This is a genomic window from Bifidobacterium sp. MSTE12, assembly GCF_000513015.1.
Classification (GTDB): domain Bacteria; phylum Actinomycetota; class Actinomycetes; order Actinomycetales; family Bifidobacteriaceae; genus Bifidobacterium; species Bifidobacterium dentium.
Genome location: NZ_AZYA01000034.1, coordinates 130,540 through 157,287 on the forward strand (window position 1 = coordinate 130,540; position 26,748 = coordinate 157,287).

A 26,748-nucleotide genomic window follows, 5' to 3' on the forward strand; every position below is an offset into this window, starting at 1 on the left:
TTACGAGTGAATCGGTTGTTCGCTATTCGCAGGCAACCCCATCATGGTCACGGTCCAATGCGGAACGATAGCCCGGCTGACCTTGATAGATCGGTGCCGCCCCGGCGGCACGCGCGGCGGAGCAATTCTGGTAGTAGACATTGGAACTGTCGTTTTGCTGTACTTGAGGAGCCGGAGCGGGTTGTTCGGTTTGCGTCTGAGACTGCTCCGTCTGCTCGGTGGAGGGCTGCTCGGTTTGAGTAGGCTCGGAGGAAGGTTCCTGAGTCGGTTCGGCGGTTGCGGTCTGAGGCTGTTCACCGGCGTTCGTACCGGTATAGTCGGGAACGGCCTGCGTCGGACAGGAGCCCAGCACCTTATTCATCGCTTCCTTCTCCGCCTGAGTGACCCACAATGAATACTTATGCTTCACGCCGATCTGGCGTGCCACGTACTCGCAGCGGAAGCTTGTGTTGGAGGGCAGCCACGTAGCCGCATCACCATCGGATTTTTTCTGATTGGCGGATCCGTCTACAGCTAGCAGATTATACGGGTCGTTGGCGAGTTCGGTTCGCTTGCTCTTACTAAGCTTTTGTGCGCCCTTCTGCCAGGCGTCGCTTAAGGAAACCACATGGTCGATTTGCACGGCGGTAGAGGTTTTCGCGCCTTTCTTAAACTTGATTTCCTTACCGGTATACGGGTCCTGCAGCTTGCCGGATTTGACCACGCAATCCTGCGTATGCGATTTATGCTTTACGTTCGTCAAATCACGGTTAAGAATGTCATTGCGTGTATCGCATCCGTTATGGTCGACATCCTTCCAGGCGTCACCGAACTGTGCCCGCTTGTACCCGGTCTTCGGCGCACGACCCTTGACGGTAAGTGTGTCAAGTACATCGGTGGCGAGCTCGCCGGCGCCGGTATCATCGGTAGCCTCTGCGGCCATGGAGTAGTCGGCATGATAGCCTGCGGCGAAGCCGATCGACAGCAGACAAGCCATGCTCACGGCAATCAGACGACGTATTACTGCATTGTGATAACGCACGGGTTCCTCTTTCTCATCTCATGGTCCCTGAAGTCATCGTAGACTGATTCCGCATGAAGGCACGCATCGGCATGAAAGCGGCGGCAGTGATGATTCGGTCGGGACGTGCGGCAAGAATCGGCGTTATGACTCAAGCTGCATGTGACGCGTACGAACTTCCCGAAGGATTCGAGTATTGCTCAAAGCTGAATCCGGTAATCGAAGCGGTCTCCGCCTTGGATCGTGTCAAGGCCGTGGTGCGAATACTGCACGAGCCGGGCGGCTGCCCGTGGGACGGTTCGCAGACGAACCGATCCCTGCTCAAACCTCTGCTCGAGGAAACCTATGAGTACATCGACGCGGTCGAAACCGACGACCGCGAGAACATGCGCGAGGAACTGGGCGATATGCTCCTGCAATCCGTGTTCCAGGCACAGGTGTGCGCGCATGACGAGACCGATCCATTCGGCATCGATGAGGTATGCGACCGCTTGGTCGACAAGCTCATCACCCGCCATCCGCACGTATTCATGCCCGATGATGCGGTTGCAACGGAATCGGATGCTCCGAAGTCCGCTGAAGAGACGCTGCAATTATGGGAGAGGATGAAACAGAAGGAGAAGCAACGCAAGTCGGTGCTCGAAGGTATCTCACACGCCCAAGGCGCACTGCCAAGAGCCGCCAAAGTCGTTTCACGCGTCGCCAAATCAGCGAACCGGGCCCAACTCGAACAGGCATACACCGCCGAGTCGCAGCCGTCCGATACCGGCCACGACCACCAGTACGCCGATCGGATCATCGCGATACTGCGTGACGCCCAGCGCAATGGCGTCGACGTGGAATCAGAGCTACGCTGCAGATTGCGCGATCTGGAATGCGCCATCGAACGAATCGAAAGCGAAAATCGATGACCGCAGACCCCGCAGTCTGGCATGACCTGAAATTCCGTGGCACGTTCCGCGACTGCCTACCAGCGGAGAATCCTGAGCTCCTCCGACGACTACAGGTGCGAAGGTCACATTCATGTGGCCGCCGCCCGCCGCAAGTCGGGGCATACGACGACAATCAACGGCATGATCGAATCCAATGACACCAACGAAAAGGCAATCGACAGACAACTGCTCAAACGGTACGCCGAAGACTTCAACTCCGATCGGGCCAACCTCGTGGCCGCCAATGCGGCCGTCTCCGCCGGCGTACTCGAAGCGGCCACCGACTACAAGGGACAGCGCTCGCTGCCGTGTGACTTTTCCATCGAGCTGAAACAGGGGTCAATCACCAACCAGCGTCGTTCCGGCCGTTGCTGGATGTTCGCCTCGCTCAACACGCTGCGCTACGAGCTCATGCATACGTGGAACCTCGACGACTTCGAATTCTCGGAAACATACCTGTTCTTCTGGGATGCGATGGAGAAATCCAACACGTATCTGGAAAACGTGCTCGCCACACTCGATGAGCCGACCGATAGCCGTATCTTTCAGGAGATCAACGATGGTCCGGCCGATGATGGCGGCTGGTGGCAAATGTTCGCCGCCTTGGTGAACAAGTACGGGCTCGTTCCGAAGAGCGCATACCCGGAGTCCGCGAATTCCAAGGATTCCGATGCCTTCAAACAGTATCTCAACTCCAAGCTACGTGAGTTCGCGGCCGATCTGCGTGATAGGCATGCGGCCGGTACGCCGATCGACGAGCTTCGTACGCTGAAAAACGAGGACATGTCGACCGTATACCGCATGTGCGCGATTGCGTTGGGCGAGCCGCCGGAGACATTCGATTTTCTGGTGCGCACCAGTGACGACGATAAGAAGGACGCCGGTTCCGACGGGATAGGTTCCGACAAGAAGGCTGACAAACCGAAATCCGGCAAGGACGAGCGCAGGCAGATTCGCGAATTCGGCATCACTCCGATCGAATTCTATAGGAAGTACGTGCCGCTCGACGTGAACGACTTGGTCACCCTATGCAACGTTCCGATGGAATCCCGCCCATTCAATACGCGCTACCGCATCCGTTTCACCGCGAACGTCGCTGAGGCGGGTGACATGGAATTCATCAACGTGCCGCTCGACGCGTTCAAGAAGGCGGCCATCGATCAGATCAGCGCCGGGCATCCGATCTGGTTCGCCTGCGACTGCATGCAGTTTTCCCTGCGTTCCGCGGGATACTTCGACCGCGACAGTGTGCGCGTGGACCAACTGTTCGGCACCGAATTCACCTTCGATAAGGCGCAAGGCCTTGAATACGGCGATTCTCCGAGCAACCACGCCATGACCTTCACCGGCGTGAACCTTGACGGCGACGGCAGACCGAACCGTTGGAAGGTCGAAAACAGCTGGGGCAAAGACAACGGCGACGACGGATACTACGTGGCGTCCGACGCATGGTTCGACCGCTATGTGACTGAGATCATCATCTGCAAGGAATACCTCGATGAAGCCACCCGTTCGCTGCTTACCGCGGAGCCGGTGGAACTTGACCCATGGGAGCCGCTGACCAAGCGCTCCAGATAACGGCAGCACCGTCGACAACATAATGGCAGAGCGAGGCGAAAGGCGAAAAGTGCCAGGCAAACTCACGTGGCTTTCCGACGAACTGCATAGCGAATGCAACACGGCGGTGCTTCAGCGTGCCCGCGGCATCACCAACCAATGGCGCGCCAAGATGCGGGATCTGTACTGTCTGAACGACCCCGAAGCGGACCGTATCACACTGAGCGCCTCCGTACGTGGCACCACTTCGCCTTCCAGCAACTATACGGTGCAAGCCACCGTCGATATGGGCGACCAGCTACTGCTCGCACGCTACTGCAGCTGCCCTGCCTTCGCAGGCGCCGATTCCGCTCACGACAGAGGATACCGCGACAGCTTCGGCTATCGTAGTTTCTCCGATGACGACGAAATCTACGATTACGAGGATGCCGATTACGACGATTACGACGATTTTGGCAGGGAACCCGCATTCGGTCACGTGGATGAGGGCAACGATGATGCCAACGCCTACCAAAGCCCACACGGCTTCGGCCGGAGATCCCGTCGAAGCACCGACGGACGTTCCGCCGGAACCGGATTCCGCTATACCGGCATGTGCAAGCACCTCGCCGCAATGATCATGCTGTTCGTGCAAACCCCGGAACGTTTCCACGGCTACCAGCCGGGCAATGCCACCCCACGATACATCGCCGACTACATGAGGCGAATCGATGCCGAACGACATACGTCGAACAAGGACTCCCAGCTCAGCCTGCTTAAACGCATCGCCAATGCGAAACAGCGATTGGGCGAAGAACAAGGATGGCTGGCGCCCGACCACCATGGCAAAGCGGGCGGCTCCCACAACGACGGCCCGGCCATCGTGCTGCCGGGCAGCGTGCATCTTGAACCGACGATCACGCTCACCGAAGGAACGACCTGGTCGCTGAGCCTGCGCATCGGCCACGACAACACCTCGTACGTTCTGAAAAACATCTCGAGATTCGTATCCAACATGCGAACGGGAGCCTATGAATCATATGGGCGTAAGCTGGCCTTCACCCATACGCCGGATATGCTCGACCAGTTCTCGCAAAGCGTCCTGACATCGCTCAACCGAGTACTCGCTACACGTGCCATCTCACAGATGCAAAACCGATACTCCTACGGTGATGCCGTAACCGTGCAAAGAGACCTGCTCCTCACCGATTGGGAGGTCTGTGACCTGCTCGACCTGCATGACGCATTGCCATTACCCCTCCCAAACGGAGAGGCATCGGAGAACACGCATGCCATGGAGACTGACGACATCGCCGGGCTGGCGCAACACAAGCCCACGTCCATCATGGTCGCCTCCGGACTGAGCCATGCCGGCGAACTCAACATCATCGAAGGAAATCCGGCGTTCGGCTTCAACGTATCGTACGAACGTCACGGTGAAGATCGCGGCATACGCATCATCGCCGACAAGGTGATCATGGGCACGGTAACGGGCCAACACAGCCGTTATATGATCTGCGCCCAGACCAATGGCTACGCAGATACCGCACTCTACCGTTGCTCCGCCGCAATGGAACCGGCATTCGGCCCGCTCTCCTCACTATGCGTAGGCGATCCGGACGGCGTATTCATCGCCGAAGAGGACTGGCCCATGTTCGCACGCACCATACTTCCCGCGCTCGCCGACGCCGGCATCGGCTTGCATGTGCCGCAGGAAGTCGCCTATGCGATCGGTGCGGAATGCCGGATTGAATATTATCTGGACCGTGACCTGTACGGAGTGACCTGTGAAGTCGTGGCACGATATGGGGACTTCGTATTTCAGCTGGTCCCCGCAGCCAAGGAGTTGCGTGGCGTCGTCAACCCCGATTCCACATCCAAGGCTTCGCTGGTCAAGCGCGATCAGGAATGTGAGACGCTCGCTGTGCAAGTGGCGCGTCAGCTGTTTCCGACATGGAGCGCTACCAATCCGGCGCGTGTCAGGGAAGAGGATGAAGACGCCATTCTGCTGCTGATCACCGAAGGTGTGGAGATTCTCAAATCGATGGGTCAGGTGTTCTCCACTGCCGCCTTCGACGGCTTGATGTCTCCGTCGAAGCCGAGCGTCAAGGTCGGGTTGTCGGTCGAATCGAACCTTGTCGAGATTTCGCCGATCGCCGACGAAGTACCGATGAACGAGGTCGGTGCACTGCTTGACAGTTATCGGCGCAGACGTCGCTACCATCGGCTGCACGACGGCACCTTCGTGGATCTGCGGGATGCCGATTTGGGTGAACTCGATCGTATTGCCTCGGATCTTGACCTGACCGGAACGCAACTTGACGGCGGAACCATCGCCATTCCGGGCTATCAGGCGTTTCTACTGGACGCACAGGTGCCGGATGAACGCAAAAACGCATCCTTCACCTCGTATGTCAACGATGTGAAGATCATCGATCCGAGTCGCTATGAGGTACCGCAAGCGTTGCGCAACGTGCTGCGGCCATATCAGGCGGAGGGATTCCGTTGGCTTTCCACATTATGGGACAAGGGATTCGGTGGCATTCTCGCCGATGAGATGGGCCTGGGCAAATCCGTGCAACTGCTTGCCCTTGTCGAGGCACGTAAGGGGAATGGCCCGACGCTCATCGTCTGCCCGGCATCGCTCGTCTACAACTGGGCCGCGGAATGCGAGAAATTCACTGCCGATCTTACCGTGGAGGTCGTGGCTGGCACCAAGACGGAACGCCGCAACGTGCTGCGGCGGCTACGGGCAATGGCGAAATCGGAGTCCTCGTCATCCTCCGTTTCCGAGGCATCCTCCGAAAGCGAGGACGGTCCGGACATACTCATTACATCCTACGATTTGTTGCGTCGCGATATCGACGAATACGCCGGCTGCAGGTTCGCATGCATGGTGCTCGACGAGGCGCAATACATCAAGAACCACGCCACCAAGGTAGCGAAAGTGGTCAAGCAGGTGAACGCCGCGCATCGCTTCGCATTGACCGGCACGCCAATCGAGAACCGTCTGAGCGAACTGTGGAGCATCTTCGATTTTCTTATGCCGGGGCTGCTGGGCACTTATACGCGATTTCGCGAACGGTACGAGCAGCCGATTCTGGCGCCCGGTCCGGAACAGTCCGTCATGGCTGACAAGTTGCGGGCGTTGGTCGGCCTGTTCATCAAACGACGGTTGAAAAAGGACGTGCTTACCGATCTGCCCGACAAGTTCGAGAACGTCGTGACCGTGAAGCTGGCGGGGGAGCAACGCAAACTGTATGCGGCGCACGAACAGCGGCTGCGCGCCGCACTCACCAAAACACGGGATGCCGATTTCAACACGAGCAGGGTTCGCATTCTTGCGGAATTCACGTTGCTGCGCGAGCTTTGCTGCGATCCTCGGTTGGTGTATGCGGACGCGAAAAACGGCTCGGCCAAGCTTGAAGCCATCGACGATTTGGTGGCCAACTGCATGGATGAGGGCAAGAAGGTGCTCATCTTCTCGCAGTTCACGTCGTTCCTTGACCTGATTGGCGTGCGACTCGCCGAACACGGCGTTGCGTTCCATGTGATTACCGGTGAGACGCCGAAGAGGAAGCGCGTGGAGTTGGTGGATGAGTTCAATGGCGATGATGCGCCTGTGTTCCTGATCTCGCTCAAAGCCGGCAATACCGGCCTGAACTTGGTCGGTGCATCCGTGGTGATTCATGCCGATCCTTGGTGGAATGAGGCTGCGCAGAACCAAGCCACTGACCGCGCACACCGCATCGGGCAGACACAGGACGTGAACGTGTACCGGATTGTGGCGAAAGACACCATTGAGGAGCGCATGCTGAAGTTACAGCGGGACAAGAGCCGGCTGGCACGGCAATTCACCGACGGTGGCGCTTCGGGCGGCGTCGGCTCGCTCACCAAGGACGATCTGCTTGATCTGCTGAGCTGACATAGGAGGCGACGTTCCGCGTTCGGCGGCACGTCACGGGAGCGAGATGGGGTGTCTGCCGGTATTGCCATAATGAACGGCGTAATGCAGGGGAACCCGTACAACCGGGTTGAGATAGGCGTAAGGCCTGACCCTTTGAACCTGATGGTTAATACCAGCGTAGGGAGGCATATCTTTGAGCGATATGATGTCTGCAATCAACAAACCATATGATCCGGCACGCGGTGTTCGGCTCGACAATCTTCCCCCATTCGCGCAGCGCATGCGCGAGGCGGCCGATCTGGTATGGGAGCAAGGCTACCGTCAGCCATTCCTGCGTGAGCTTGGCGAGGGTACGCTGCAACGTGAGAAGTTCGCCTTCTATTTGCTGCAGGATTACCGCTATCTCTCCGATTACGCCAAGGTGCACGCGTTGGCCCTGACCAAGACCGACGATACCGAGGTCATGCAGTTCATGGTCGGCGTGCAAAGCGCGATCTTCAACGTGGAGACCAACGTGCATCGCAAGTATATGGCCGGCTACGGCGTGAGTGAGGAGGAGATGGCCGGCGTGCGGCAATCCGCATTCGCACGCGCATACACGTCGAACATTCTTTCCATCGCCTATGGCAAGGAATTGGTCGACATTCTTGTGGCCGTGCTGCCGTGTGCGTGGGTATATGCCGACTATGGCCAGCGTCTCGCCCGTGAATTCGCGGACACGCTGGACGCCAACCCTTACAAGAGCTGGGTCGACATGTATAAGACCGAGGAGTTCTGGGAAGGCTCCGCATGGTTGATCGAACATATCGAACGGTTGGCCGAAGGGCTGTCCGAAAAACGCAAACGGGAACTAATCGACATTTTCGTAACCGGTGTCGAAAACGAGTACATGTTCTGGTCCAGCGCCTACGACATGCAGTACACGTGGAAGCCCGAATGGGATCGGGGGCGCTGACGCCGCTGCGGTGCAGGGCCCGCTGACTTTCGATTGTTTGTTTTCATTGCAAAGGTGGGTTGGCATCCATTCCCGGATGCCAACCCACCTTTGTCTTCTCGGGAGTTTCCTTCCCGCGGATCTCCATCAGGAGAAGTCGCTTACTCGCGAACGAGCCGGATATGCTCCACGTCATCGCGTTGGGAACGGCGGTAGATCACGAACCGGTTGCCGATCACCTGCACAAGCTCCGCATCGAGCTGCTCGGCCAAGCCTTCGCCGGCCTCCTTTGCGGTCAGACCGGAACCGTCGAGCACGGAGCCCTTGATGAGCTCGCGTCGTTCGATGATGTCATCCGCCTGCTTGATGGCGTTCTCGCTCAAATCATTCTTGCCGACCTGAACGATCGGGTTGAGCTTGTTGGCCATGCCTCGCAACTGCTTGATCTGCTTTTTGGTAAGTGCCATATATGTTTCGCTTTCTCTGGGTAACTTTCCGCGTGCTGTCCGCGGCATCAAAGTCTTTCGATAACGCTCGCTCTACCATAGCGTGAGGTCGGTAAAACCCTGCATATCATGTACGTTCCATCGCCTCATCAAGCAGGCGGTCGATGTCATCGAACCGCTTGGCATGCGGATGCCATACGGGATGACCGGCGGCGATCACCAGCGCCGGACGGGCAAGTGCGGCGAGAGACTCCAGCGGATTGGCATCCAGCACCACCATGTCGGAGACCTTGCCATCCTCCAATGAACCGGTGGATGCGCACACGTTGAGAATCCGTGCATTCACGGCGGTGGCCGCATGGATGGCCTCGGCCGGTGTGAATCCGGCGAATTTCACCAGTAGCGCCAGTTCGCGCCACGTATTGTATTGCGTTACGAAAGTCATGGCGGTGTCGGTGCCGACGCCGACCGGAATGCCCACGTCATGTGCGGCCCGGGCGCCGGCGATCATGCCGTCGACCACGAGTTTCGAATTCTCGGCCTGAATCTCGGTGATGCCGGTTACGTCGCGGCCGAATGCGCACAGCGGGAATCCTGCGGAAAGCGTCGGCACCAGTGCGGAATGGCCGCGCAACGCATTCGGATTGTGCGTGAACAGTTCGATCAGTTCATCATCAAGGCGGCTGCCATGTTCGATGGTATCCACGCCAGCCTGCAACGCTCTGCGAACCCCCTCCGCGCCTTGCGCATGCGCGGCGACGATGATGCCTGCGTTGTGGGCCTCGTCGCAGATGGCGCGCATCTGTTCGATGGTCATCTGAGGGGAACCGGCCTCTCCGAGCACCTGGGAGTCGGTGACGCCACCGGTTGCGGCGATCTTGATGGCATTGACGCCATGTTCGATGTTCATGCGCGTATGCAGACGTGCCTCTTGCGGGGTTTCGCTTTCCAACGCGATCAGGGGAGCGCCATGGCCGTCAGGAATCGCCAGCAACGGTCCCGATGCCAGAACACGAGGGCCTACCATTTCGTTTGCGGCGATCTCATCGCGCAACGTCACGGCCTCATAACCGATATCGCCCAGCGTACGGATCGTAGTGACGCCCGACTCCAGCAGCGTACGTATGCTCGCCTTCGCCATGGCGTTGACATATGGTCTGCCGAACGGCGAATGCACCATGGCCGCGATGATGCGCTGGCCTTTCGGCGTGGCCATCTTCGGATTCAACGGGCGTCCTTGCGAGAACAGGTGCGTATGCGCGTTAATCAGGCCTGGCATCGCATATTTTCCGGTACCGTCAAGATAATGGTATTCGTCCGGAACGGGGGTGTCGAAGCTTGGCGAGACCCGTTCGATCCGGCCATGCGCACCGACCAGAACCGTCATATCGGGCAATACGGTTCCCTTGGCATCTCCAACAATCAGACGTACGTGAGCCAGGGCGAACGGCTCGATAATCTTCGATATTCCTGACTTCATCGTCATCACTGCTCCTTAATCGTCGCGATACCGCAGACGGAACAATCACTAGCATAACGCCGGCAAGGCGATCAACGCCGCAAGATAGGCGATGACTGCGGCGGCCGCAGCGATGTCACGTGCGGTGACGCGCATGACGCGCCAGTGAGTGCGTTCCACGCCTTCCTCATAGCAGCGTGCATCAAGAGCGAGACTCAGATTGTCGGCGTGCCGGATCGTGCCCGCGAACACCGGTATGATGATGGCCGTCATCGCCTTGATGCGTTGTGCGGGCGAACCGGTCTCTATGACGCCGCCACGCGCCGCCTGAGCGTCGACAATGGATTTCGCCTCGGTGCCGAGCGTCGGCAGGAAGCGTAGAGCCAGGCTCATGACGAGCGCAGTCTCCTGCGTATGCATACCGAAACGCTTCCAAGGCGACAGTAACGATTCGAAGGCGTCGGTCATTGCCGTCGGTGTGGTCGTGTTCAGGAATGTCGCTCCCAGCACGATGACTACGGCGAACCGGCAGGCGTACAACAGCGCGATGGTGATGCCGTCGTCGGTGATCGGGATCGGTCCCAGCTGAGCCACAGTCGTACCGGAACGTACGAAGAAGACATTGAGCAGGCCACAGCATGCAAACAACATCAGGAACATGTGCACGGATCTGAGCAATCGCCATGGATTGAGTCGGGCGGCGCCGATAATCATGCCGGTGAAGATTGCGGACAGTAGCAACTGCCGGCCGGAGTTGATGGCGAAGGCGGAGAACATCAGTGCGAGTGCGGATATCATCTTCACACGTGGGTCGAGACCGTCGATGAAGGACGGCTTGCGGCCGTCGCTCCGCCCCGATTTCATGGGTGCGGCCGCGGACGGATCCTGCTCGCCGTCATCAGACCGCGTCGTCGATGACGCTTGTGGTTCAAGCGTGATGGTGCGATCGGCGATGGCGTCGACCTCCGCTTGCGAATGCGAGATGATGAGCGTGGTCACGCCATCGTCGTGCAACGTGCGGATGAGTTCGTGCACGCGTGCGGTCGCCTGTTCGTCGAGTCCGGCGGTTGGCTCGTCCATGATGAGTATGCGTGGATTGCGGGCGATCACACCGGCGATGGCCACGAGACGCTGCTGGCCTCCGGACAGATCGAACGGGGAGCGATCCTTCAGATGTTCGATATGCAAGAGCCGCAGGGACTGCTCGACCCGCTCCTGAACCTGTGCCTCGCTCAGGTGCTGATTGCGTGGGCCGTAGGCGATGTCATCGGCAACGGTTTCGGCGAATAGCTGCCGTTCCGGATGCTGCATGACGAAGCCAACGGTGGCACGGAGCTTTTCGCGGGCTTTGCGGTTGAGCGGCTTCGATGCGCCGGAGTCGACGGCTTGCGCAACGGTGATGCCGTCGATGATGATGGAGCCGGATTGTGGGGTCTCCAATGCGCAAAGCATGCGGGCCAAGGTGGTTTTGCCTGCACCGTTGCGCCCCATAAGCGCTATCGTCTCGCCCCGGTTGATGGTCAGCGAAAGATGCTCGAAGACGGATGGGTCGGCGTTCGGATAACGATAGGCGAGATCACGTACCTTGATGATGGGAGCGGATTGCGACGAAGCGCTTTCGGCCGGATTCCCAATCCGTCGGCGAGTGCCGGTCGAAAGCGACGGGGGTGTAGGACGGTTTCCCTTGGAACCGGTGTCCGTCACGCGTCCCCGCTCCAGCCGGACCACACGATCGGCGTGCACGAGCTCGTCCATGTGATGCGTGACCAGGATGATGGTGGTGCCGCGTTCCTGCAGATCGTCGAGCACCCGCATGATGTCGGCGCGTGCCTGCGGGTCGAGCATGGCGGTCGGCTCGTCCAATACCAGCACTTGCGAATCCATAGCGAGCATGCCTGCAATCGCGACGCGTTGTTGTTGGCCGCCACTCAGCCTGGTCGGATCGGCCTTGCGGTAGTTCTGCATGCCGACGGCTTTCAGAGAAGCGGTGATCCTGGTCCCGATATCATCATGTGCGATTGCAAGATTCTCCGGACCGAAGGCGACATCATCCTCGGTGATCGTGGTGACGATCTGATCTTCCGGATGCTGGAAGACGGCGCCGATGCCGTGACGGGCCGTGCGGTATGCGTCGGCATGGGCGCCGGAATCATCGAAGGCGACATTGCCGAGCAGCGTGACGGTTCCCGAATCGGGCGCGACCAGCCCGGCGATCACACGGGACAACGTGGATTTGCCGGAACCGTTCGCGCCGGTCAGACAGATGCGTTCGCCTTGCAGGATGGTCAGGTCGATGCCATCCAACGCCCAGGTGGCGCCGTGGTCATAGCTGAAGCGAACGTCATGCAGCTCGATGACGGGAGTGTTCGACATCAATGGTTCAGCAGGTTGGAAATCGGCTTGTAGACCAGGAAAGTGACTACGCCGTGGATCGTGAACTTCAATGCGTTGAACGGCAGGAGTGCCGGAATGATCAGTGCCACGACCTGCGCGGTGGTCATGTGCGCATAGAACGGCGTGACGATGATGTTACCTACGATCGCCGCCGCGAGCGCGATGATCGCGCCGACGACGATGCCGAGCAACGCGCCTTTGCGGGTCTTGTTCCTGCGGTAGATGAGCGAGGCCGGCACCGATAGCGCCAACGCCACGAGCACCGCCATCAGCGTACCCCACGGATTGGTAAACAGATGAGGGACGAAGCCGAGTACGCTCACGATCACGGCCGCCGAAGGGCCGAATGCGAAGCCCGCCACGAGGCAGACGATGCCCGACGGATCGTACTTGAGCCACTGCACGCCCGGGATGATCGGGAATTCTATGAGACTGACGGCCATGGCCAATGCCACGAACAACGCGTACATGGCGATGCGTTTGGTGGACCAGCGACCGGAATCGGCCACTCCCGTGGAATGCTCGTTGTCCGGTCGGGACTGGTTGTTGGACTGCTGCGCGCTATGCGAAGATACACTCATGGTGAGCTCCGTTTCTTCCATCCGGACTTTGACCGTTGGCCCCGGATTCTCACCGGATCAGCCGCATTCGCGGGTCGCGGGCTTCGGTGGTGGGCCGTTATGGTCATCGGTTTCACCGTTACCGCCAGTAAGGGTTTTCACCTTCCCTGAAACTTGCGGAACCATATATACGCGCCGGTATGGATATAGGTGAGGTCCGGTTACGGTTTCAGGCGGCCGGTCGGGGGCGCAATCGTTATCCATCTCGGGGGAGCGGAATGTTGAGTCGGTTAAGTATGGCAAATCATGCAATCGTATTCACTATTTGTGCGTTCCGCGCGTGTAGTGGGTATGGCACGAGTTACTATGGCGGATACCGGTTCGATTACACCCACCATTACCTGCATAGAGAGGTCAGAGATGATTGAGACTGCACAAGCCTTCGGCGTTGACATCGGCGGCTCCGGCATTAAGGCCGCCCCGGTTAACCTGGAGAAGGGCGAATTTGCTGAGCCTCGTCTGAAGATTCTTACTCCGGAGGTGTCCACTCCGAAGGCCGTCGGTGAAATCGTTCGCCAGCAGCTCGAGCATTTTGAGGTTCCGGAGACCGCTCCGGTCGGCATCGCTTTCCCGGCTCCGATTCATGTGGGAGAGAAGCTCGGCTACATGGCCAATCTGGATCAGTCTTGGGTTGGCGTGGACGTCACCGAGGTATTCTCCGAGGCATGCGGTCGTCCGGTCACCGTGGTGAACGACGCCGACGCCGCGGGCCTTGCCGAACAGCAGTTCGGCGCCGCCAAGGGGCAGAACGGCCTGGTCGTGGCCACCACTTTGGGTACCGGCATCGGCACCGCCCTGATTTTCAACGGTGAACTCATCCCGAACACGGAGCTCGGCCATCTGGAACTGCTCAAGGGCAAGGGCGATGCCGAGAAGTACGCCGCCTCATCCGTCCGTGAGAAGCTCGACATGGGCTACAAGAAGTGGGCCAAGCGTCTGACCAAGTACTACTCCCTCATGGAGTTCTATCTGGATCCGCAGCTGTTCGTCGTCGGCGGCGGTGTGTCCCGCGTGTCCGAGAAGTTCCTGCCGTACATCGACATCAAGACCCCGATCGTCGCGGCCAAGCTGCACAACGAGGCCGGCATCATCGGCGCTGCGTACTATGCAAGCACCAAGATGAAGTGATTCCGTAGCATCGATCGTTCAAGGCCGTCTGATTCGTCAGGCGGCCTTTTCCGTACGTCCGGGGAGTAGGGTGGAGTCATGCGTTTTTCTTCTCGAGTCGATATCAGTGAGCCCAATCCGATCGCGGTGGAGGAGGCCGCGGCCAAACGCCAAGGCGTGACCCTCGGCAAACTGAACGATTCCAATCCGACCCGACATGGTCTTGCCCCGGCATCGGTGCCGGAGGTCTATTCCGCCGAACCGAAAGGACAACGGTATGCGCGCGAGGCATTGGCGACGTTCCTTAACGGGCGGGGGAACGGACGCTGCGAAGCGGATGACCTCTATATCCTGAGCTCCACGTCGGAAGCGTATTCCTGGCTGATCAAGCTGCTATGCGATGCCGGCGATGCCGTGCTCGCGCCGAAGCCGGGCTATCCGCTCATCGAATCCATCGCACGTCTCGAATGCGTCGATACGATTGAATACCAGCAACGATTCGACGGCTCCTGGTACATTGATGTCGCCGAGCTCCGCGAGGCATTGGAAGGTGAACATGGTGGACGTATCCGTGCGCTGATACTCATCAACCCCAACAATCCCACCGGCTCGTATGTCAAGACGCCGGAACGCGAGGCGATAGTGCAACTGTGCCGTGAGCATGGGGTGGCCATCATCGCCGACGAAGTGTTCTATGATTACGATCTCGAACCGTTCGAAGGCAACGCACGATTGGCGGGTGAGCATGGCGTGCTTACGTTCGCGCTGGACGGGTTTTCGAAGATGCTCGCCGCACCGCACGCCAAAGTCGGTTGGATCCAGGTCTCCGGACCCGTCGAGGACGTGGCCGAGGCCAAACGCAGGCTGGACGTGATCGCCGACGACTATCTGCCGATGAGTGAGATCATCGCCCAACGGATTCCGTCGATGCTTCAGGCCGCACCGGAGCAAACCACACGTGTACGGGCGCGTGTGCGCAGCAATCTCCAGACATTGCACGCCATGCTGAAGACGGACCCGAATGGTCTGGTCAGCGTGCTGCGGGCGGAAGGCGGCTGGAATGTGCTTCTGCGCGTGCCAAGCGTGCTTGACGAAAACGAGCTGGTGCTTGCCATGATCGAGCGGCATGGCGTTTCCGGACAGCCCGGTTACTTCTTCGACATGACGTCAAACGGCTATCTGGCGATTTCCCTGCTGCCGGAGCCGGAGGATTTTCGGCGTAACGTTCAAATCGTGCTTGACACCGTCAACGAACTGATCGGCTAGTCCTTCTCAATCTGCCGACGCTGAGCGGCCGTCAGCGTCGGCAGATTGAGGGAATCTGGATGCCTCATACTTGGCTCGGATGAGGTCGGTGTAGAAGGCGACGGCGTCATGGGGCGTGCCATCGAAGACCACGTTGTGCTCGTCGACCACGAGCGTACGGTCGATGGCATATTCGGGGCGGGTGATGAGTGCCGTGTCGTGCGTGGCGAAGATCACCTGCCTGTCATAGCTGAACAGCGCCTTGGCCACGTTGGCCGAAGCGACCTCATCCAATCCCTTGGTCGGTTCATCGGCTACGATTGCGGCAGGGGAGAAGCTCAGCGCGGAAGCGATCGCCAGCAGATGCCGTTTCTCGCCATCCAAGGCGGAAGCGGGTTCCTTCGCGACCGATGCCAGGTCGAAATGAGCGAACAGATTGCCGATGATCGCCTGACGTTCGCTTTCCGGAACCTTATGTTTTTTCAACGGCTGGTCGATCGCCTCGCGTATCGAGGAGGCCTGGTAATAGCCGTTCGGAATCTCCTCGCGGCGTACGCGTCCGATACAATCCTCGACATGCTTCAGGTCACGCTTTACGGATGGATCGTAATCCGTGCCGTCGGCCGTGATCCGGACCGAGCCTGCGGTGGCTGGCAATGCCCCGTCAAGCAGTTTCAGCAACGTGGTCTTGCCGGAACCATTCAGGCCGATCACCGCCACCCGCCTATCGGAGGGCGTGATGGTCAGCGTTGTGGCATCCAGGCCGATATTGCCGTCCTCATAGGTATGTGCGGCGTTGTCGAGCGTGAAGGTCACGGTCGAGATGGGGGTGTCGTGTTTGGCGGTGAAGAGCGTATCGAAGAATCCCATGGGAATCATTGTATAGTGACCATCCTCAATCGGCGTGAGTCGTCGGTGGGTGTGGTCAGGCGAAATAGAAACCTTGGAAATCGTAGGAGTAGACGCGGTAGATATAGCTGGTGTTGAGCGTCATCCTGAACTCGGACAGCAGCGTGCCATCGGACGAGTATTGCCCGAACAGGCCCTTCATGCCCGAATCGATGAGGATGTTGCCGTTGTCGAGCTCCTGCGCGGAGGAGACGTACGGCGAATAGGGCACGTCAAACGACGACACTTCACTGTACGTGCCGGCGTTCTCATCGACCAGATACTTGCGGTACTGCGAGCGCGCCGTGTCGGAGGAGAACTCCGTCGAAATGCCGTCGATCACGGACCAGTCGAACTCGGGTCGGGTCAGGGCGGTGCCGAAGTTGTTGTTGAACATGTACAGATAGTACTGGCCGTCCGACAGTGAATCATCGGTTACGTAGGTGATCGAATGCTGTCCGCCGGTGTCGGGGAACGAGCCGGATTTGGTGAGGAACGAGTCGGCTTCGTCGGTACCGGCCCACACGGATGCTTCGCCGATCATGTAGGCGAGCGTCGGTTTCGATTCCAAGTCGTTCACTTTGATGATGGTCGACGTCTCTCGTGCGGAGAACAGGGCGGAGCCGTCTTCCAGCAGTTGGATGGTATTGCAGTGCAGCCAGTCCCAGCGGTTCTTCGCGTTGGAATCCGATTCGTCGGTGCCCGCATGCGTGGAGGAGGCCTTGTAGTCGGCGAACATCTCGCCGAAATCGAGCAGGCCGGTCACTTCGCCGGTGGTGGTGTCGAGTTTGATGACCTGATCCTGTACGGCGTTGTCGCTGCGGTTCAGCTCGGTGGCGAGCATCACGATGTTGCCATCATCGTCCAGGGCGTAGTCGTGGTGCAGGATGTAGTCGGATCCCAGATTGTAGATTTTCTCCAGCTTGCCGAGCCGGTTCATGCCGACCATGTGCTTGGTGGAGGCGGAGAACCACATGAGTCCGTCGTCATCGAACAGCAGACGGTGCGAACGGTAGTAGAGCACGGGGATCTCGCCGCGCAGCACGCCGTTCGTGTCGTAGTAGAACATGAAGTCCTGCTCGTCGCTGTCGTTGCCGAGAATCGCATACAGGCCATCACCGAGATTCTCCCCGGTTTCCGCGGTCTTGGTCGATTCGAGCTGCACTTCCTCGTTGCCGAGCAGTGAGGCGCCCCTATGGGTGATCGTATGCGTACGTGCGTCGCCGTCTGCGTTGGTCAGTGTGAGGGTGATGGTGTTGGTCTTGCCGGGTATGAGTCCCAGCAGTTGGAATTCGTGCGTGCGCTGGTATTGCGATTCCTGATATGCGGTGCGTGTGAAGTCGGCATATCCGTCCGCGTGCACGGTATAGCTGACGGAGACGGCGTCATCGGTGGTGAAATACACGTACAGCGACGTGGTGTTGGTGCCGTAAGGGTTCTCTTTGACGAAGATGTCGTCTTCCGTGGCCGCGGCCTGGCTTTTCTCGGCCTTGAGATTGTCGTCGGCCATGTCCTGATAGTCGGCGGTGTATACGTTTTCTATTCGGGCGTTGAGCCGTTCGATACGGTTTTGACGTATCTGCGCCTCTACATTGTCGTAGCTCAACAGGCATGCGCCCAGCGCGATGGCGGAGGCGATGAGTGCGGCGGACCAGCGTCTGGCCCGAGGGTGGTTCGGCAATATGGCGAGCTTTTTCATAAACATATGACTCCGACGATATTCATCTCAAGGCGAAAGGGGGATATCCGCCACTATTATCGCCGTACCTCAAAGACAACAGGTAAATTCGCTCGTTGAATCATGAGAATAGGCTGAATATTCGCTGTAAATGGCATATGCGCAACGAATCAGGGCAGTGCGAACCATGACTGTACTTCAAGGAACAATACCGAATTGGCGCGAATCAACTCATCCTCGCGCCCCGGCATGAACAGCGACAGCACGGTGATCGTAATCGAGAACATCAGCAGCGCGAGAACACCCGCGCGCATCAGCCATCTCAGTCGTGGACGGGAACAATCGAGCGCGAACAGCCATGCCGGCAGGGCGGCCAACGCGAACAACCAGCCGAAATCGGCGATGTATCGCCATCCGAGACCTCCGAGGCGCGAGTCAAGCGCTATGGTCAGCAGTCCCAGAATCAAACATGCCGTCAGCATACCCCACATATTCGCTCGGCCAGATCGGTGCATGCGACGCCGCAGGAATGGCTGCGCGAGTGCGGCGATGGCAAGCGGCACCGTTGTGAACAAGCCACCGGGCATCGCCTCGGTGAAGCCCCACGACGGCAAAGGCGTCGGAGAGACCGCTAGGAACGGGAACTGATCGGTGAATCGTAACGGCAGAAACAGATAATATCCGCAGGTAAGCAGAAAGTTGGCAAATGGCTGATGGTAATTCGTCATATCGGTGACGGTCATCTGATAGCTGCTGCCGAAATCAAGGACGGATCCGAATCGTGCCACATTGTAGGCAAGCAGTGGAACGACCACGACCAGTGCGGGAACCAGCACGGCGAATGGTGCGCGTAGCAGCCGCAATACGCCCGTACCGTGGCTGACGGATCCACCGTCACGCCGCACTTTGCATTGACGGATGATGGCATGAATCTGCGGCCGGAAAATCGCGAACGCCAGCAGTGCCACCACCGTGAACGTGGGCCGACAGCCGAGGTTCGCGGCGATGCATACCGAGCCGGCCGCCAAGTGCGGCAGTGACAACGCCGGCGGATCCTCCACCGCAGGCATGTCATCATGGGATGCGGAAGGCAATGGCTTCGCGGCTCCCAACCATAGCCACAACCCCAGTGTGCTCAGGAACAGGGAGGCGGCGATCGGCACCGAATAGAAATTCGTGCGATACCACAGATAGACGCTGTTGGATGCCAACAACATGAACACGCACAGCAGACTGGCCGCCGCGAGGGAGGAACCGGGGCGGATGCGTTCGATCAGCCGCACCGTAAGCAGGCAGGCAAACACCAGAAAACCGAACATGAGCAGAAGCACCGCCGCGCTGGAAGGCAACATGAGCCCGCCTTCGACCCATAGCGATGTGACCGCACGAAACGGCAGGAACAGCATGATCGCCGGAAGCACGCCGAAATAGGAGTACCAATGACCCTGATAGTAGGCGTAATCCCAATAGATCGGACTGACACCGTCGTCAAGAAGACGCTGCCGGGTTTCGGCGCTGTACGGATTGTCGGCGTCGCGGAGCTCGTCCGGCACTTCCAGGTCAAGCCAGGTGTGGCCGTTGCGCAGCGCCTGCGCCATATGGTCGTACTGGTCGAAATCGTAGGTGTACATGCCGTCGGCATGGAACTGCAGGGGGACGGCGGAACGAATCTGCCATACGACGTTCCAGATGGTGATGATGGCGGGAATGGCCATGAGCAGGGCGAAGGCCGTGCGCTGGCGAACGGCGGACGTATCAAGCGGCACCTTCCACAGACGCGAATTCGGTCTCCATAGCAGCAGCAAGGCGAACACGATGACCATAAGGCCGATACGAAGCGGACTGATTTCGAAAGGCACGCGCACATTGGCGCGTACGGCTTGAATCGGAATCCGTGAACCCTTCGGTTCCAGAATCTGCACGCGCACCGTTCTGCCGGCCTCCGCCTTCACATACAGCGAGCGGGGCAGGGACAGTGACACGGAGCGAATCGTGCAGGCGACCCGATCGGCGTCCGGCCGTACCCGAATGGTGGTGAGCGGTGGTTCGCTGCCCTTGTTTTCGGCATCCTGGCGCGCTTTGTCGATCGTCCGTCCCGATACGGGATCGATGCGTATGTAGGCTGACGTACCGTCGGCGACCACTTGCAGATAGGCCTGCGTGGGGTCGGTGACGGTGAGCATGCCGTCGGCGGTGCGTTCCAGACCCGGCCCCAACGTGTTGCTTGCGGCGGCGGAATCACCGCTGGCGGCAAGCGTTCTCCAGAACGGCAGGTTGCACAACACGCACTCAATCAGCACCATGATGGCAAGAGCGGATAGAATGGCTGCGCACATGCGGTGACGTGTCTGAATACGCTGCTTCGAAGAGATCACGTCATTATTCTAATGGCTGCATGTCGGGTTGGATTGAAAGAATGGCTACCATGTCTCACCTCACATCATCATCGCCTTCAGCGGATGAGCCGGGCGCGAACCGGGATATGCTGGATCGCCTTATGCGCGGGGTGCACAAAACCTTGGGACGTTTGCGGGGCGATCACGTTGACGCCGGCGCGTCCGATACCACCTTCGGCAATCCGTTCGGCGCGGCCCTGAACGCCCCGCAGGATGTGGTCGGCGAGCTGACCCGCAATGCCGTTCGATTGGGGCCTCTGACCAAAAGGCGCGTGTTCGACGGTTTTGAAGGCGTTCCCGGACGATTGAGGCTGGGCTGGGCTCAGCTGCCTCAGACCAAGGGACAGGCGTTCTCCATCGGCCTGTTCACCGATAAGGACCATTTCGCGCAGATCGCTCTGGCCGACAGCAAGGCGCGTGTATTCGCAGGAACCGATCCGTCCATGGACGTTCAGGGCATGGAGCCCCGGTTCGTCTTCGTCAAAGAGGAGGAGCTGACCCTGCCCGACGGCATGCGTTTCGGCCATGCGCCGTCCAATCCGCCGAAAATGGTGAAGGCTTCGCAGGGCGGTGTGGTCGGTCGAGCCGAAGGAGGGCGCATGATGTGGCTCGCCTCATGGCTGAAGGTCGGCAATCGGTACACGTTGGAACAACTACGTGCCAAACTGCCGGAGGCGATGCGTTACGATCTGGAGTTCCGCGATGCGCTGACCATCGCATTCTTCGCCGCATACATGCTGCCGCAGATGAATGGCCTGCTGATCGGTTTCGGCTCGGGCAACATCTTCCGCCGCCTCAACCGCGAAGCCCCGATGGGGGCCATTCGACGTTCCATACGCGATACGATGAGCGCCCGTTCACATGGCATGCGCGCTTCCGGCTTGGAGGACTATTTCGCCGATCTGATGCGTGAGGCCGGTGCGCTTGAGCAGAACCAGATGCTGGAGGCGGTACATGGTGCCGAACCGTTGCACCTGTATACGTCCAGCTATTCGAACTGCTATTTCTTCGCATGGGATTCCACCCTGCCGTTCGGTGCCGCCCTGCGTGCGCTCAACATCGAAGGCAATCTCAACCGTTTCGCCGCCGTAAGCTCCTGGCTGGAACGCAATGCGCGCATCGGATGCCTGCCCACGGAAGACACGGTCACTCGTGCCGAAGCCGCGCAGATCGATCTGGCATTGCTGGAGAATCCAGCATTGATCGCTTTGAAACCCGACGATGAATTCGGGGCCATCCTCGATTCACATCAGGATAGCGGCATCCAGGCCGTCGCCAGACTCGTCGACATCGCCGACGAGACCCGACGACACATTGCCGAAGACACCAAGGATGAATCGCCGAGCGAAGCATGTCTCACCGAAGGCGGCTCGGAATGGGTGTATCGCCAAGCCATGGCGCGTCTGCTGCGAAGCCTGCGCCTGCCATACCGTTTCGACGTGGAATTCCGTTGCAGCCTCGAAGACGGCAACGTGGCAATCGGCTTCACTTCGGCCGGAGTGTCCATGATGCCTTCCACCCGATACGACCCGGAACATCATGCATGGGTGAAACTGGGGGATGCGGAGCGCGCCCGCATGAGCGCCGACTACAATCTGCGCATCGGTCTGCTCATGGCGGCATTGAGCTTCGGTGCCGATCCGCATGTGCGACGTGTATCGATGCACATCGACTCCATCGGTCTGGAAGAAGCCGTCGCCGAGCAGGACTCCGCCATCAGCGAGCTGATGAGCGAAGCATTGAGCGCCTTCGAACGCATCCGTACCGGTGAAATGGGCCCATCGCGTTCCAAGGCGGCTCCGAAGGACGGCGACTTCCACGGGGATCCGGCCAGGACGGCTCCCACACGCCCTTCCGAAACCTCCGCGGATTCGACTTCTTCCTCCGATGACCATGATGCGGCGCTCGATGACCAGTTCGAAGACCTGATGAAGGACATCGACTTCGATGACATGACCTTCAGCATGCCGCAATCCGACAGCGAGGATGATGTGCAAGGTACGGGCGACATCGGCGACGCAGGCATGATCGCCTTCACGGATGCGGATATCGACGGCAACGGCGATGATGACGATCCGATGAGCCAGCTGCGTAAGAACCCGACCGTGCGCAATCTGGTGACGGTCACCTTCACACGTGAAGAATTCCTGAAACGTCTGCATACGGACGGATTGGCCAACCCCGTGCCCACGTATCGCATGTTCGATGCGGAAATGGATGTGGACGGCATGGGCGCGCTGAAACCGGTCGATGCCACGTTCGACCTGCGCGACAGTCGATTCTCCCCGACCGGATCGCAGGAAGAGCCGGAGCTTTCCGACAAAAGATTCGGCAGGGAAAGCGCCGAACTGTTTGGTTGCGGGGACGTATCCGGACTGTCGATCCAACGCGTCGATCTGCTGCAGCGCGCCGTGGGGGAGTTCCACCAGTTGGCCGCCGACGATGGCATGCCCTCCGTGGCCAAGGCACAGCGTGCGATGGACATCATCAACGCCATAGGCGACCCGGAACTGACGGGACTCGCCACACAGGTGACCAGTGCGCTGATCGACGGCAACGATACACCGGACTTCTCGTTCACTTTGGCCGACGATCTTGACGCCGAACGTATGAAGGCCCGTGATCTGCTGTTCAGCGGCCAGATCGATCAGGCCGTAGAGATGATCGAAGCGGCATTGCGTCGCATGGACCAGCTGTTCGAGTCCAATCCGGGCGTGTCTCGCTACTTCAACTCCTATGCGGAACGGGTGATCTACAACCGCATGTTCGCCACCGAGGGTGAGCGCACCGTGCTGATTCCCGACAATCTGTTCTACGCCCACATGGAACTGGCCGACATACTTGCCCAGATCAAGGGCGCGAAGGCCGCACTGCCTCATCTGAACGCCATGGTGCGGTACGCGCCCGCCTATCCGTTGTCGCATCTGAAACTCGCCGTCCAGCTGGCTCGCGAAGAGGATTGGGATCCGGCCCGTGCGGCTTGCCTCAACGCCTTGCATGTGGCCTTGGACCGTGACGACGCCTCATTCGCCTACTATCGGCTGGCCTATGCCGAATGGATGTGCGACCGTTTCGACATCGCGGCGGCAGCCTATATTATGAGCGATGACATCGCCTCGGGCCGCATCGGCTCGTTGGAAGGCGAACTGCGGGAACTGATCGCACGAGCGCAATCGCAATGCATTCCCGTGCCGACCACCGTGCCGGAAGCCATGCAGGTGTTGGAACAGGCCGGTCTGCCGGTATGGCCGAAAACCGAGGTCGCCTCGCTGGTACGCAGGGCGGCGCGCGTATGCGTGGATGAGGGCATGTTCGTACCTGCACGCACGCTGTCCGTGGCTGCCTCGCGCATGGATGACGCCGAGCGCGACGGTGCCGACGTGGTACAGATGCAGTTCCTGCGTTCGCTCAACAATTAGCGGAGAATAACATTCATGACACAGCATGACGATTCCGAACAGCTTGCTTGGGATTTCGACGTTTCGGTCGATGGCACCGCCGAACCCGAGATTACGGTGGATGCCGACGGCGACGCCTCCCGACTGGTCCCCGGTTCCGAACGGTGGATTGCGGCATTGCAGTCCACTGACGCCGATGCCATGCGACTCGACCGGCTTGACGTCTCTTCGCTGAGTGCCGAAGCGGCGGCCCGGCTGTGGGCGAAGGTCGCGGCCTGGGTGGAATCCGATCAGATCGCCTACTATATCGACGATGCCCCCATATCGTCCGATGCGGCCTATGATGCGCGGCTTCGCTGCCTACAGGCATTGGAATCGCAATTCCCGTCCTTGGACACCCCGCAATCGCCGACCCATCGCGTAGGCGGTACCTTTTCCAACGATTTTGCCTCCGTACGTCACCCTTCGCGCATGATGAGCCTCGATGACGTGTTTTCCATCGAAGAGCTGCGTGACTGGTACGACAGTGTGATCCGCGATCTCGACTGGCCGGAATCCAAACCGCTGCCGATGACCTGTGAAGTCAAGATCGACGGTCTGGCATTGAATCTCGTGTACCGTAACGGCGTGCTCGAACAGGGACTGACGCGAGGCGACGGCGTGACCGGCGAGGATATCACGCTCAACGTGCGGACGATTTCGACCATTCCGCAGAATCTGGCCGGCCCGGAAGACGATATTCCCGAATTCGTGGAAATCCGCGGCGAGGTGTTCATGCGCTGGGACGACTTCGCCGCATTGAACGGCGAGAACGAGGACGCCGGCCGAGCCCCATTCGCCAATCCGCGCAATGCCGCCGCCGGAAGCCTCAGACAGAAGGACCCGCGCATCACCGCCACGCGCCGTCTGAGCTTCTACGCGCACGGCATCGGCTCACTACGCTGGGGCGCGGGACGTGCCGACAGACATGACGTGATCAACCATCAATCCGAGGCATATGCGCTGTATGAAAAGTGGGGCGTGCCGGTTTCGCCGCATAATCGCGAAATCACGTCGTTCACCGACATTCTTGACATGATCGACTACTACGGCGAACATCGCGGCGATATCGAACACGCGCTCGACGGCATCGTCGTGAAGGTCGACGATCTTGGATTGCAGCGCGCGCTCGGTGCCACCTCACGTGCGCCGCGCTGGGCCATCGCCTACAAATACCCGCCGGAAGAGGTCAACACCGATCTGCTCGACATCACCGTGCAGGTCGGCCGAACCGGCCGCGTAACCCCGGTCGCCATCCTGAAGCCCGTATATGTGGCCGGTTCCACCGTGTCACGTACCACGTTGCATAATCCTTTCGAAGTGGAGCGCAAGGGCGTGCTCATTGGCGACACCGTGGTGGTACGCAAGGCCGGTGACGTGATCCCCGAGCTCGTGGGCCCGGTGCTCGAGCGCCGCAAGGGGCGGGAGGAGAGTCTGCACGCGTTCGTCATGCCAACGCACTGCCCGAGCTGCGGTGCCGAACTGGCTCCGGCCAAAAAGGGCGACAAGGACATTCGCTGCCCGAATGTGGAATCATGCCCTGCGCAGTTGACCGAGCGCATCATCAACTTGGCTTCCCGCAAGGCGTTCGATATCGAACATTTGGGCGATCAATCGGCGATCGCGCTGACCAATCCGGAGGAGGACCGCCCCGATTCCGTTGACACGTATGCGCCGGAGATCACTGAAATACTCGTCCAACCCGGCGAAGAGCCCGAACCCTACGAGCCGGTTGCCGGACTGCGGTTGCCGGATGCGCAGACGCCGGTGCTCTCCAGCGAGGCGGGCCTGTTCTCACTGACCGCCGCCGATCTGAAGGATGTGCGCGTATGGCGCGAGGCACCGATCATCGAAATCCATGAAACCGTCGACGTCAATACAGGCAAGACCAAGAAGACGCGCAAGCGTGTGGGAGGATCCGGACTGTGGCATCAGGTGCCTGCATTCTGGACCGCTCCGACCTCGGCCAGGAAACTCTCCGCCAAGAAACTTGCCGAACTGGAGGTGAACGGCGCCGCCGTTTCGGAATACCCAGAGTACAATGTGCCGGCCGACGCCGTAGTGATCCGTGAGGATACCAAGGTGTCGCGCACCGGCGTGACCAGCGTGCAGCCGGTGTACGTTCGCCCTGCTGAGAATACGCGCAAGATGCTCGACGAAATGGAAAAGGCGAGGCACGTGGATTTATGGCGTGTGCTCGTGGCACTGTCGATCCGCCGCCTCGGTCCGCCGACCGCGCGCACCATCGCCACGGCCTTTGGCTCACTCGACGCAATCGAACACGCGAGCGTCGAGGAACTTTCGGCAATCGACGGTATCGGACCGGAAATCGCCGAATCCGTGGTCACATGGTTCACTGCCGCACACGAACCAGGCAACTGGCGTGGCACGGTGTTGGATGCGTGGAAGACCGCCGGCGTGGGTGTGGTGGCCGAAACCAACGATCTGCCGCAGACCTTGGCAGGCAAAACGGTGGTGGTCACCGGGTCATTGGTCGATTTCTCCCGCGACTCCGCCAAAGAAGCCATTATCTCCCATGGCGGAAAGGCGGCCGGCTCGGTCAGCAGGAAAACCGACTGGGTGGTGGTCGGAGAGAACGCCGGATCCAAAGCCGCAAAAGCCGAGGAATTGGGCATTCCCATGCTCAATGAGGACCAGTTCAAACAACTGCTGAGCAGCGGTACGGTGTGATGCAGTTCTCGTGAGCAAAACCTACGAAGCTCTGGCATGCCGCATGCATGACCGCTAGGCTGGTACGCGGCAACAAGG

General features: G+C 59.4%; 16 protein-coding genes and 2 riboswitches. Of the genes, 8 read left to right on the forward strand and 8 right to left on the reverse strand.

All coding sequences use genetic code 11. The features are described from left to right. Positions 1–22: 22 nt before the first annotated feature. Positions 23–922, reverse strand: a complete 900-nt coding sequence (locus HMPREF1494_RS07185) for a GmrSD restriction endonuclease domain-containing protein (protein ID WP_396334926.1) — start codon at positions 920–922, stop codon at positions 23–25. A gap of 152 nt (positions 923–1,074) precedes the next feature. Between HMPREF1494_RS07185 and HMPREF1494_RS07190 the strand changes: the two genes are divergently transcribed. The 4 genes from HMPREF1494_RS07190 to tenA all read left to right on the forward strand — a co-directional run bounded on the left by HMPREF1494_RS07190 (position 1,075) and on the right by tenA (position 8,330). Continuing rightward, positions 1,075–1,911 (forward strand): MazG nucleotide pyrophosphohydrolase domain-containing protein, encoded by an 837-nt coding sequence (locus HMPREF1494_RS07190; RefSeq protein WP_034521527.1) that lies wholly within the window; start codon positions 1,075–1,077, stop codon positions 1,909–1,911. Between the two features lie 162 nt (positions 1,912–2,073). Beyond that, on the forward strand, positions 2,074–3,510 hold the full coding sequence (locus HMPREF1494_RS07195) for an aminopeptidase C (RefSeq protein ID WP_034521847.1): 1,437 nt from the start codon (positions 2,074–2,076) through the stop codon (positions 3,508–3,510). 22 nt (positions 3,511–3,532) lie between these two features. Next, positions 3,533–7,393, forward strand: a complete 3,861-nt coding sequence (locus HMPREF1494_RS07200; RefSeq protein ID WP_034521530.1) for a DEAD/DEAH box helicase — start codon at positions 3,533–3,535, stop codon at positions 7,391–7,393. A gap of 78 nt (positions 7,394–7,471) precedes the next feature. Continuing rightward, a riboswitch (TPP riboswitch) is annotated at positions 7,472–7,577 on the forward strand. Next, a complete protein-coding gene (tenA, locus tag HMPREF1494_RS07205) occupies positions 7,578–8,330 on the forward strand; it encodes a thiaminase II (protein ID WP_003839798.1) in 753 nt (250 codons plus the stop codon). Between the two features lie 140 nt (positions 8,331–8,470). Here the strand turns inward: tenA and HMPREF1494_RS07210 are convergent, their stop codons facing one another. The 4 genes from HMPREF1494_RS07210 to HMPREF1494_RS07225 all read right to left on the reverse strand — a co-directional run bounded on the left by HMPREF1494_RS07210 (position 8,471) and on the right by HMPREF1494_RS07225 (position 13,189). Further along, positions 8,471–8,776 (reverse strand): YhbY family RNA-binding protein, encoded by a 306-nt coding sequence (locus tag HMPREF1494_RS07210; protein WP_003839799.1) that lies wholly within the window; start codon positions 8,774–8,776, stop codon positions 8,471–8,473. 106 nt (positions 8,777–8,882) lie between these two features. Then, on the reverse strand, positions 8,883–10,241 hold the full coding sequence (locus tag HMPREF1494_RS07215) for a metal-dependent hydrolase family protein (protein WP_034521533.1): 1,359 nt from the start codon (positions 10,239–10,241) through the stop codon (positions 8,883–8,885). A 42-nt stretch (positions 10,242–10,283) separates the two neighbouring features. Beyond that, a complete protein-coding gene (locus HMPREF1494_RS07220) occupies positions 10,284–12,587 on the reverse strand; it encodes an energy-coupling factor transporter ATPase (protein WP_034521536.1) in 2,304 nt (767 codons plus the stop codon). Beyond that, positions 12,587–13,189, reverse strand: a complete 603-nt coding sequence (locus HMPREF1494_RS07225; protein WP_012902234.1) for an ECF transporter S component — start codon at positions 13,187–13,189, stop codon at positions 12,587–12,589. The genes HMPREF1494_RS07220 and HMPREF1494_RS07225 overlap by 1 nt, the downstream gene beginning before the upstream one ends. 5 nt (positions 13,190–13,194) lie before the next feature. After that, positions 13,195–13,347, reverse strand: a riboswitch (FMN riboswitch). Between the two features lie 241 nt (positions 13,348–13,588). On the opposite strand from HMPREF1494_RS07225, the gene ppgK reads away from it, so the two are divergent. Both ppgK and HMPREF1494_RS07235 read left to right on the forward strand, forming a co-directional pair. Continuing rightward, the gene (gene ppgK / locus HMPREF1494_RS07230; RefSeq protein WP_003843557.1) at positions 13,589–14,356 is read left to right on the forward strand and encodes a polyphosphate--glucose phosphotransferase; all 768 of its coding nucleotides are present in this window, start codon (positions 13,589–13,591) and stop codon (positions 14,354–14,356) included. Positions 14,357–14,434: 78 nt separating this feature from the next. After that, positions 14,435–15,601, forward strand: a complete 1,167-nt coding sequence (locus HMPREF1494_RS07235) for a pyridoxal phosphate-dependent aminotransferase (RefSeq protein WP_003839809.1) — start codon at positions 14,435–14,437, stop codon at positions 15,599–15,601. A 6-nt stretch (positions 15,602–15,607) separates the two neighbouring features. Here the strand turns inward: HMPREF1494_RS07235 and HMPREF1494_RS07240 are convergent, their stop codons facing one another. From HMPREF1494_RS07240 to HMPREF1494_RS07250, 3 genes are all read right to left on the reverse strand, one after another. Further along, the gene (locus tag HMPREF1494_RS07240; RefSeq protein WP_051404745.1) at positions 15,608–16,450 is read right to left on the reverse strand and encodes an ATP-binding cassette domain-containing protein; all 843 of its coding nucleotides are present in this window, start codon (positions 16,448–16,450) and stop codon (positions 15,608–15,610) included. A 55-nt stretch (positions 16,451–16,505) separates the two neighbouring features. Continuing rightward, positions 16,506–18,173, reverse strand: a complete 1,668-nt coding sequence (locus HMPREF1494_RS07245; protein WP_003839813.1) for an aryl-sulfate sulfotransferase — start codon at positions 18,171–18,173, stop codon at positions 16,506–16,508. Between the two features lie 143 nt (positions 18,174–18,316). After that, positions 18,317–20,482 carry a hypothetical protein gene (locus tag HMPREF1494_RS07250; RefSeq protein WP_034521851.1) on the reverse strand — a complete coding sequence of 722 codons (2,166 nt, stop codon included), beginning with the start codon at positions 20,480–20,482 and terminating at the stop codon, positions 18,317–18,319. A 146-nt stretch (positions 20,483–20,628) separates the two neighbouring features. On the opposite strand from HMPREF1494_RS07250, the gene HMPREF1494_RS07255 reads away from it, so the two are divergent. Together HMPREF1494_RS07255 and ligA are read left to right on the forward strand one after the other, a co-directional pair. Next, the gene (locus HMPREF1494_RS07255) at positions 20,629–23,961 is read left to right on the forward strand and encodes a tetratricopeptide repeat protein (protein ID WP_034521855.1); all 3,333 of its coding nucleotides are present in this window, start codon (positions 20,629–20,631) and stop codon (positions 23,959–23,961) included. 15 nt (positions 23,962–23,976) lie between these two features. Then, positions 23,977–26,670 carry an NAD-dependent DNA ligase LigA gene (ligA, locus tag HMPREF1494_RS07260; protein WP_034521541.1) on the forward strand — a complete coding sequence of 898 codons (2,694 nt, stop codon included), beginning with the start codon at positions 23,977–23,979 and terminating at the stop codon, positions 26,668–26,670. The last annotated feature ends 78 nt before the right edge of the window (positions 26,671–26,748 follow it).

Bases quoted from the DNA above. Each gene is read 5' to 3' on its own strand.
- HMPREF1494_RS07185 (WP_396334926.1), bottom strand. From the start codon at position 922: ATGGCCGCAGAGGCTACCGATGATACCGGCGCCGGCGAGCTCGCCACC.
- HMPREF1494_RS07190 (WP_034521527.1), top strand. From the start codon at position 1,075: ATGAAGGCACGCATCGGCATGAAAGCGGCGGCAGTGATGATTCGGTCG.
- HMPREF1494_RS07195 (WP_034521847.1), top strand. From the start codon at position 2,074: ATGATCGAATCCAATGACACCAACGAAAAGGCAATCGACAGACAACTG.
- HMPREF1494_RS07200 (WP_034521530.1), top strand. From the start codon at position 3,533: ATGGCAGAGCGAGGCGAAAGGCGAAAAGTGCCAGGCAAACTCACGTGG.
- tenA (WP_003839798.1), top strand. From the start codon at position 7,578: ATGATGTCTGCAATCAACAAACCATATGATCCGGCACGCGGTGTTCGG.
- HMPREF1494_RS07210 (WP_003839799.1), bottom strand. From the start codon at position 8,776: ATGGCACTTACCAAAAAGCAGATCAAGCAGTTGCGAGGCATGGCCAAC.
- HMPREF1494_RS07215 (WP_034521533.1), bottom strand. From the start codon at position 10,241: ATGACGATGAAGTCAGGAATATCGAAGATTATCGAGCCGTTCGCCCTG.
- HMPREF1494_RS07220 (WP_034521536.1), bottom strand. From the start codon at position 12,587: ATGTCGAACACTCCCGTCATCGAGCTGCATGACGTTCGCTTCAGCTAT.
- HMPREF1494_RS07225 (WP_012902234.1), bottom strand. From the start codon at position 13,189: ATGAGTGTATCTTCGCATAGCGCGCAGCAGTCCAACAACCAGTCCCGA.
- ppgK (WP_003843557.1), top strand. From the start codon at position 13,589: ATGATTGAGACTGCACAAGCCTTCGGCGTTGACATCGGCGGCTCCGGC.
- HMPREF1494_RS07235 (WP_003839809.1), top strand. From the start codon at position 14,435: ATGCGTTTTTCTTCTCGAGTCGATATCAGTGAGCCCAATCCGATCGCG.
- HMPREF1494_RS07240 (WP_051404745.1), bottom strand. From the start codon at position 16,450: ATGGGATTCTTCGATACGCTCTTCACCGCCAAACACGACACCCCCATC.
- HMPREF1494_RS07245 (WP_003839813.1), bottom strand. From the start codon at position 18,173: ATGTTTATGAAAAAGCTCGCCATATTGCCGAACCACCCTCGGGCCAGA.
- HMPREF1494_RS07250 (WP_034521851.1), bottom strand. From the start codon at position 20,482: ATGTGCGCAGCCATTCTATCCGCTCTTGCCATCATGGTGCTGATTGAG.
- HMPREF1494_RS07255 (WP_034521855.1), top strand. From the start codon at position 20,629: ATGCTGGATCGCCTTATGCGCGGGGTGCACAAAACCTTGGGACGTTTG.
- ligA (WP_034521541.1), top strand. From the start codon at position 23,977: ATGACACAGCATGACGATTCCGAACAGCTTGCTTGGGATTTCGACGTT.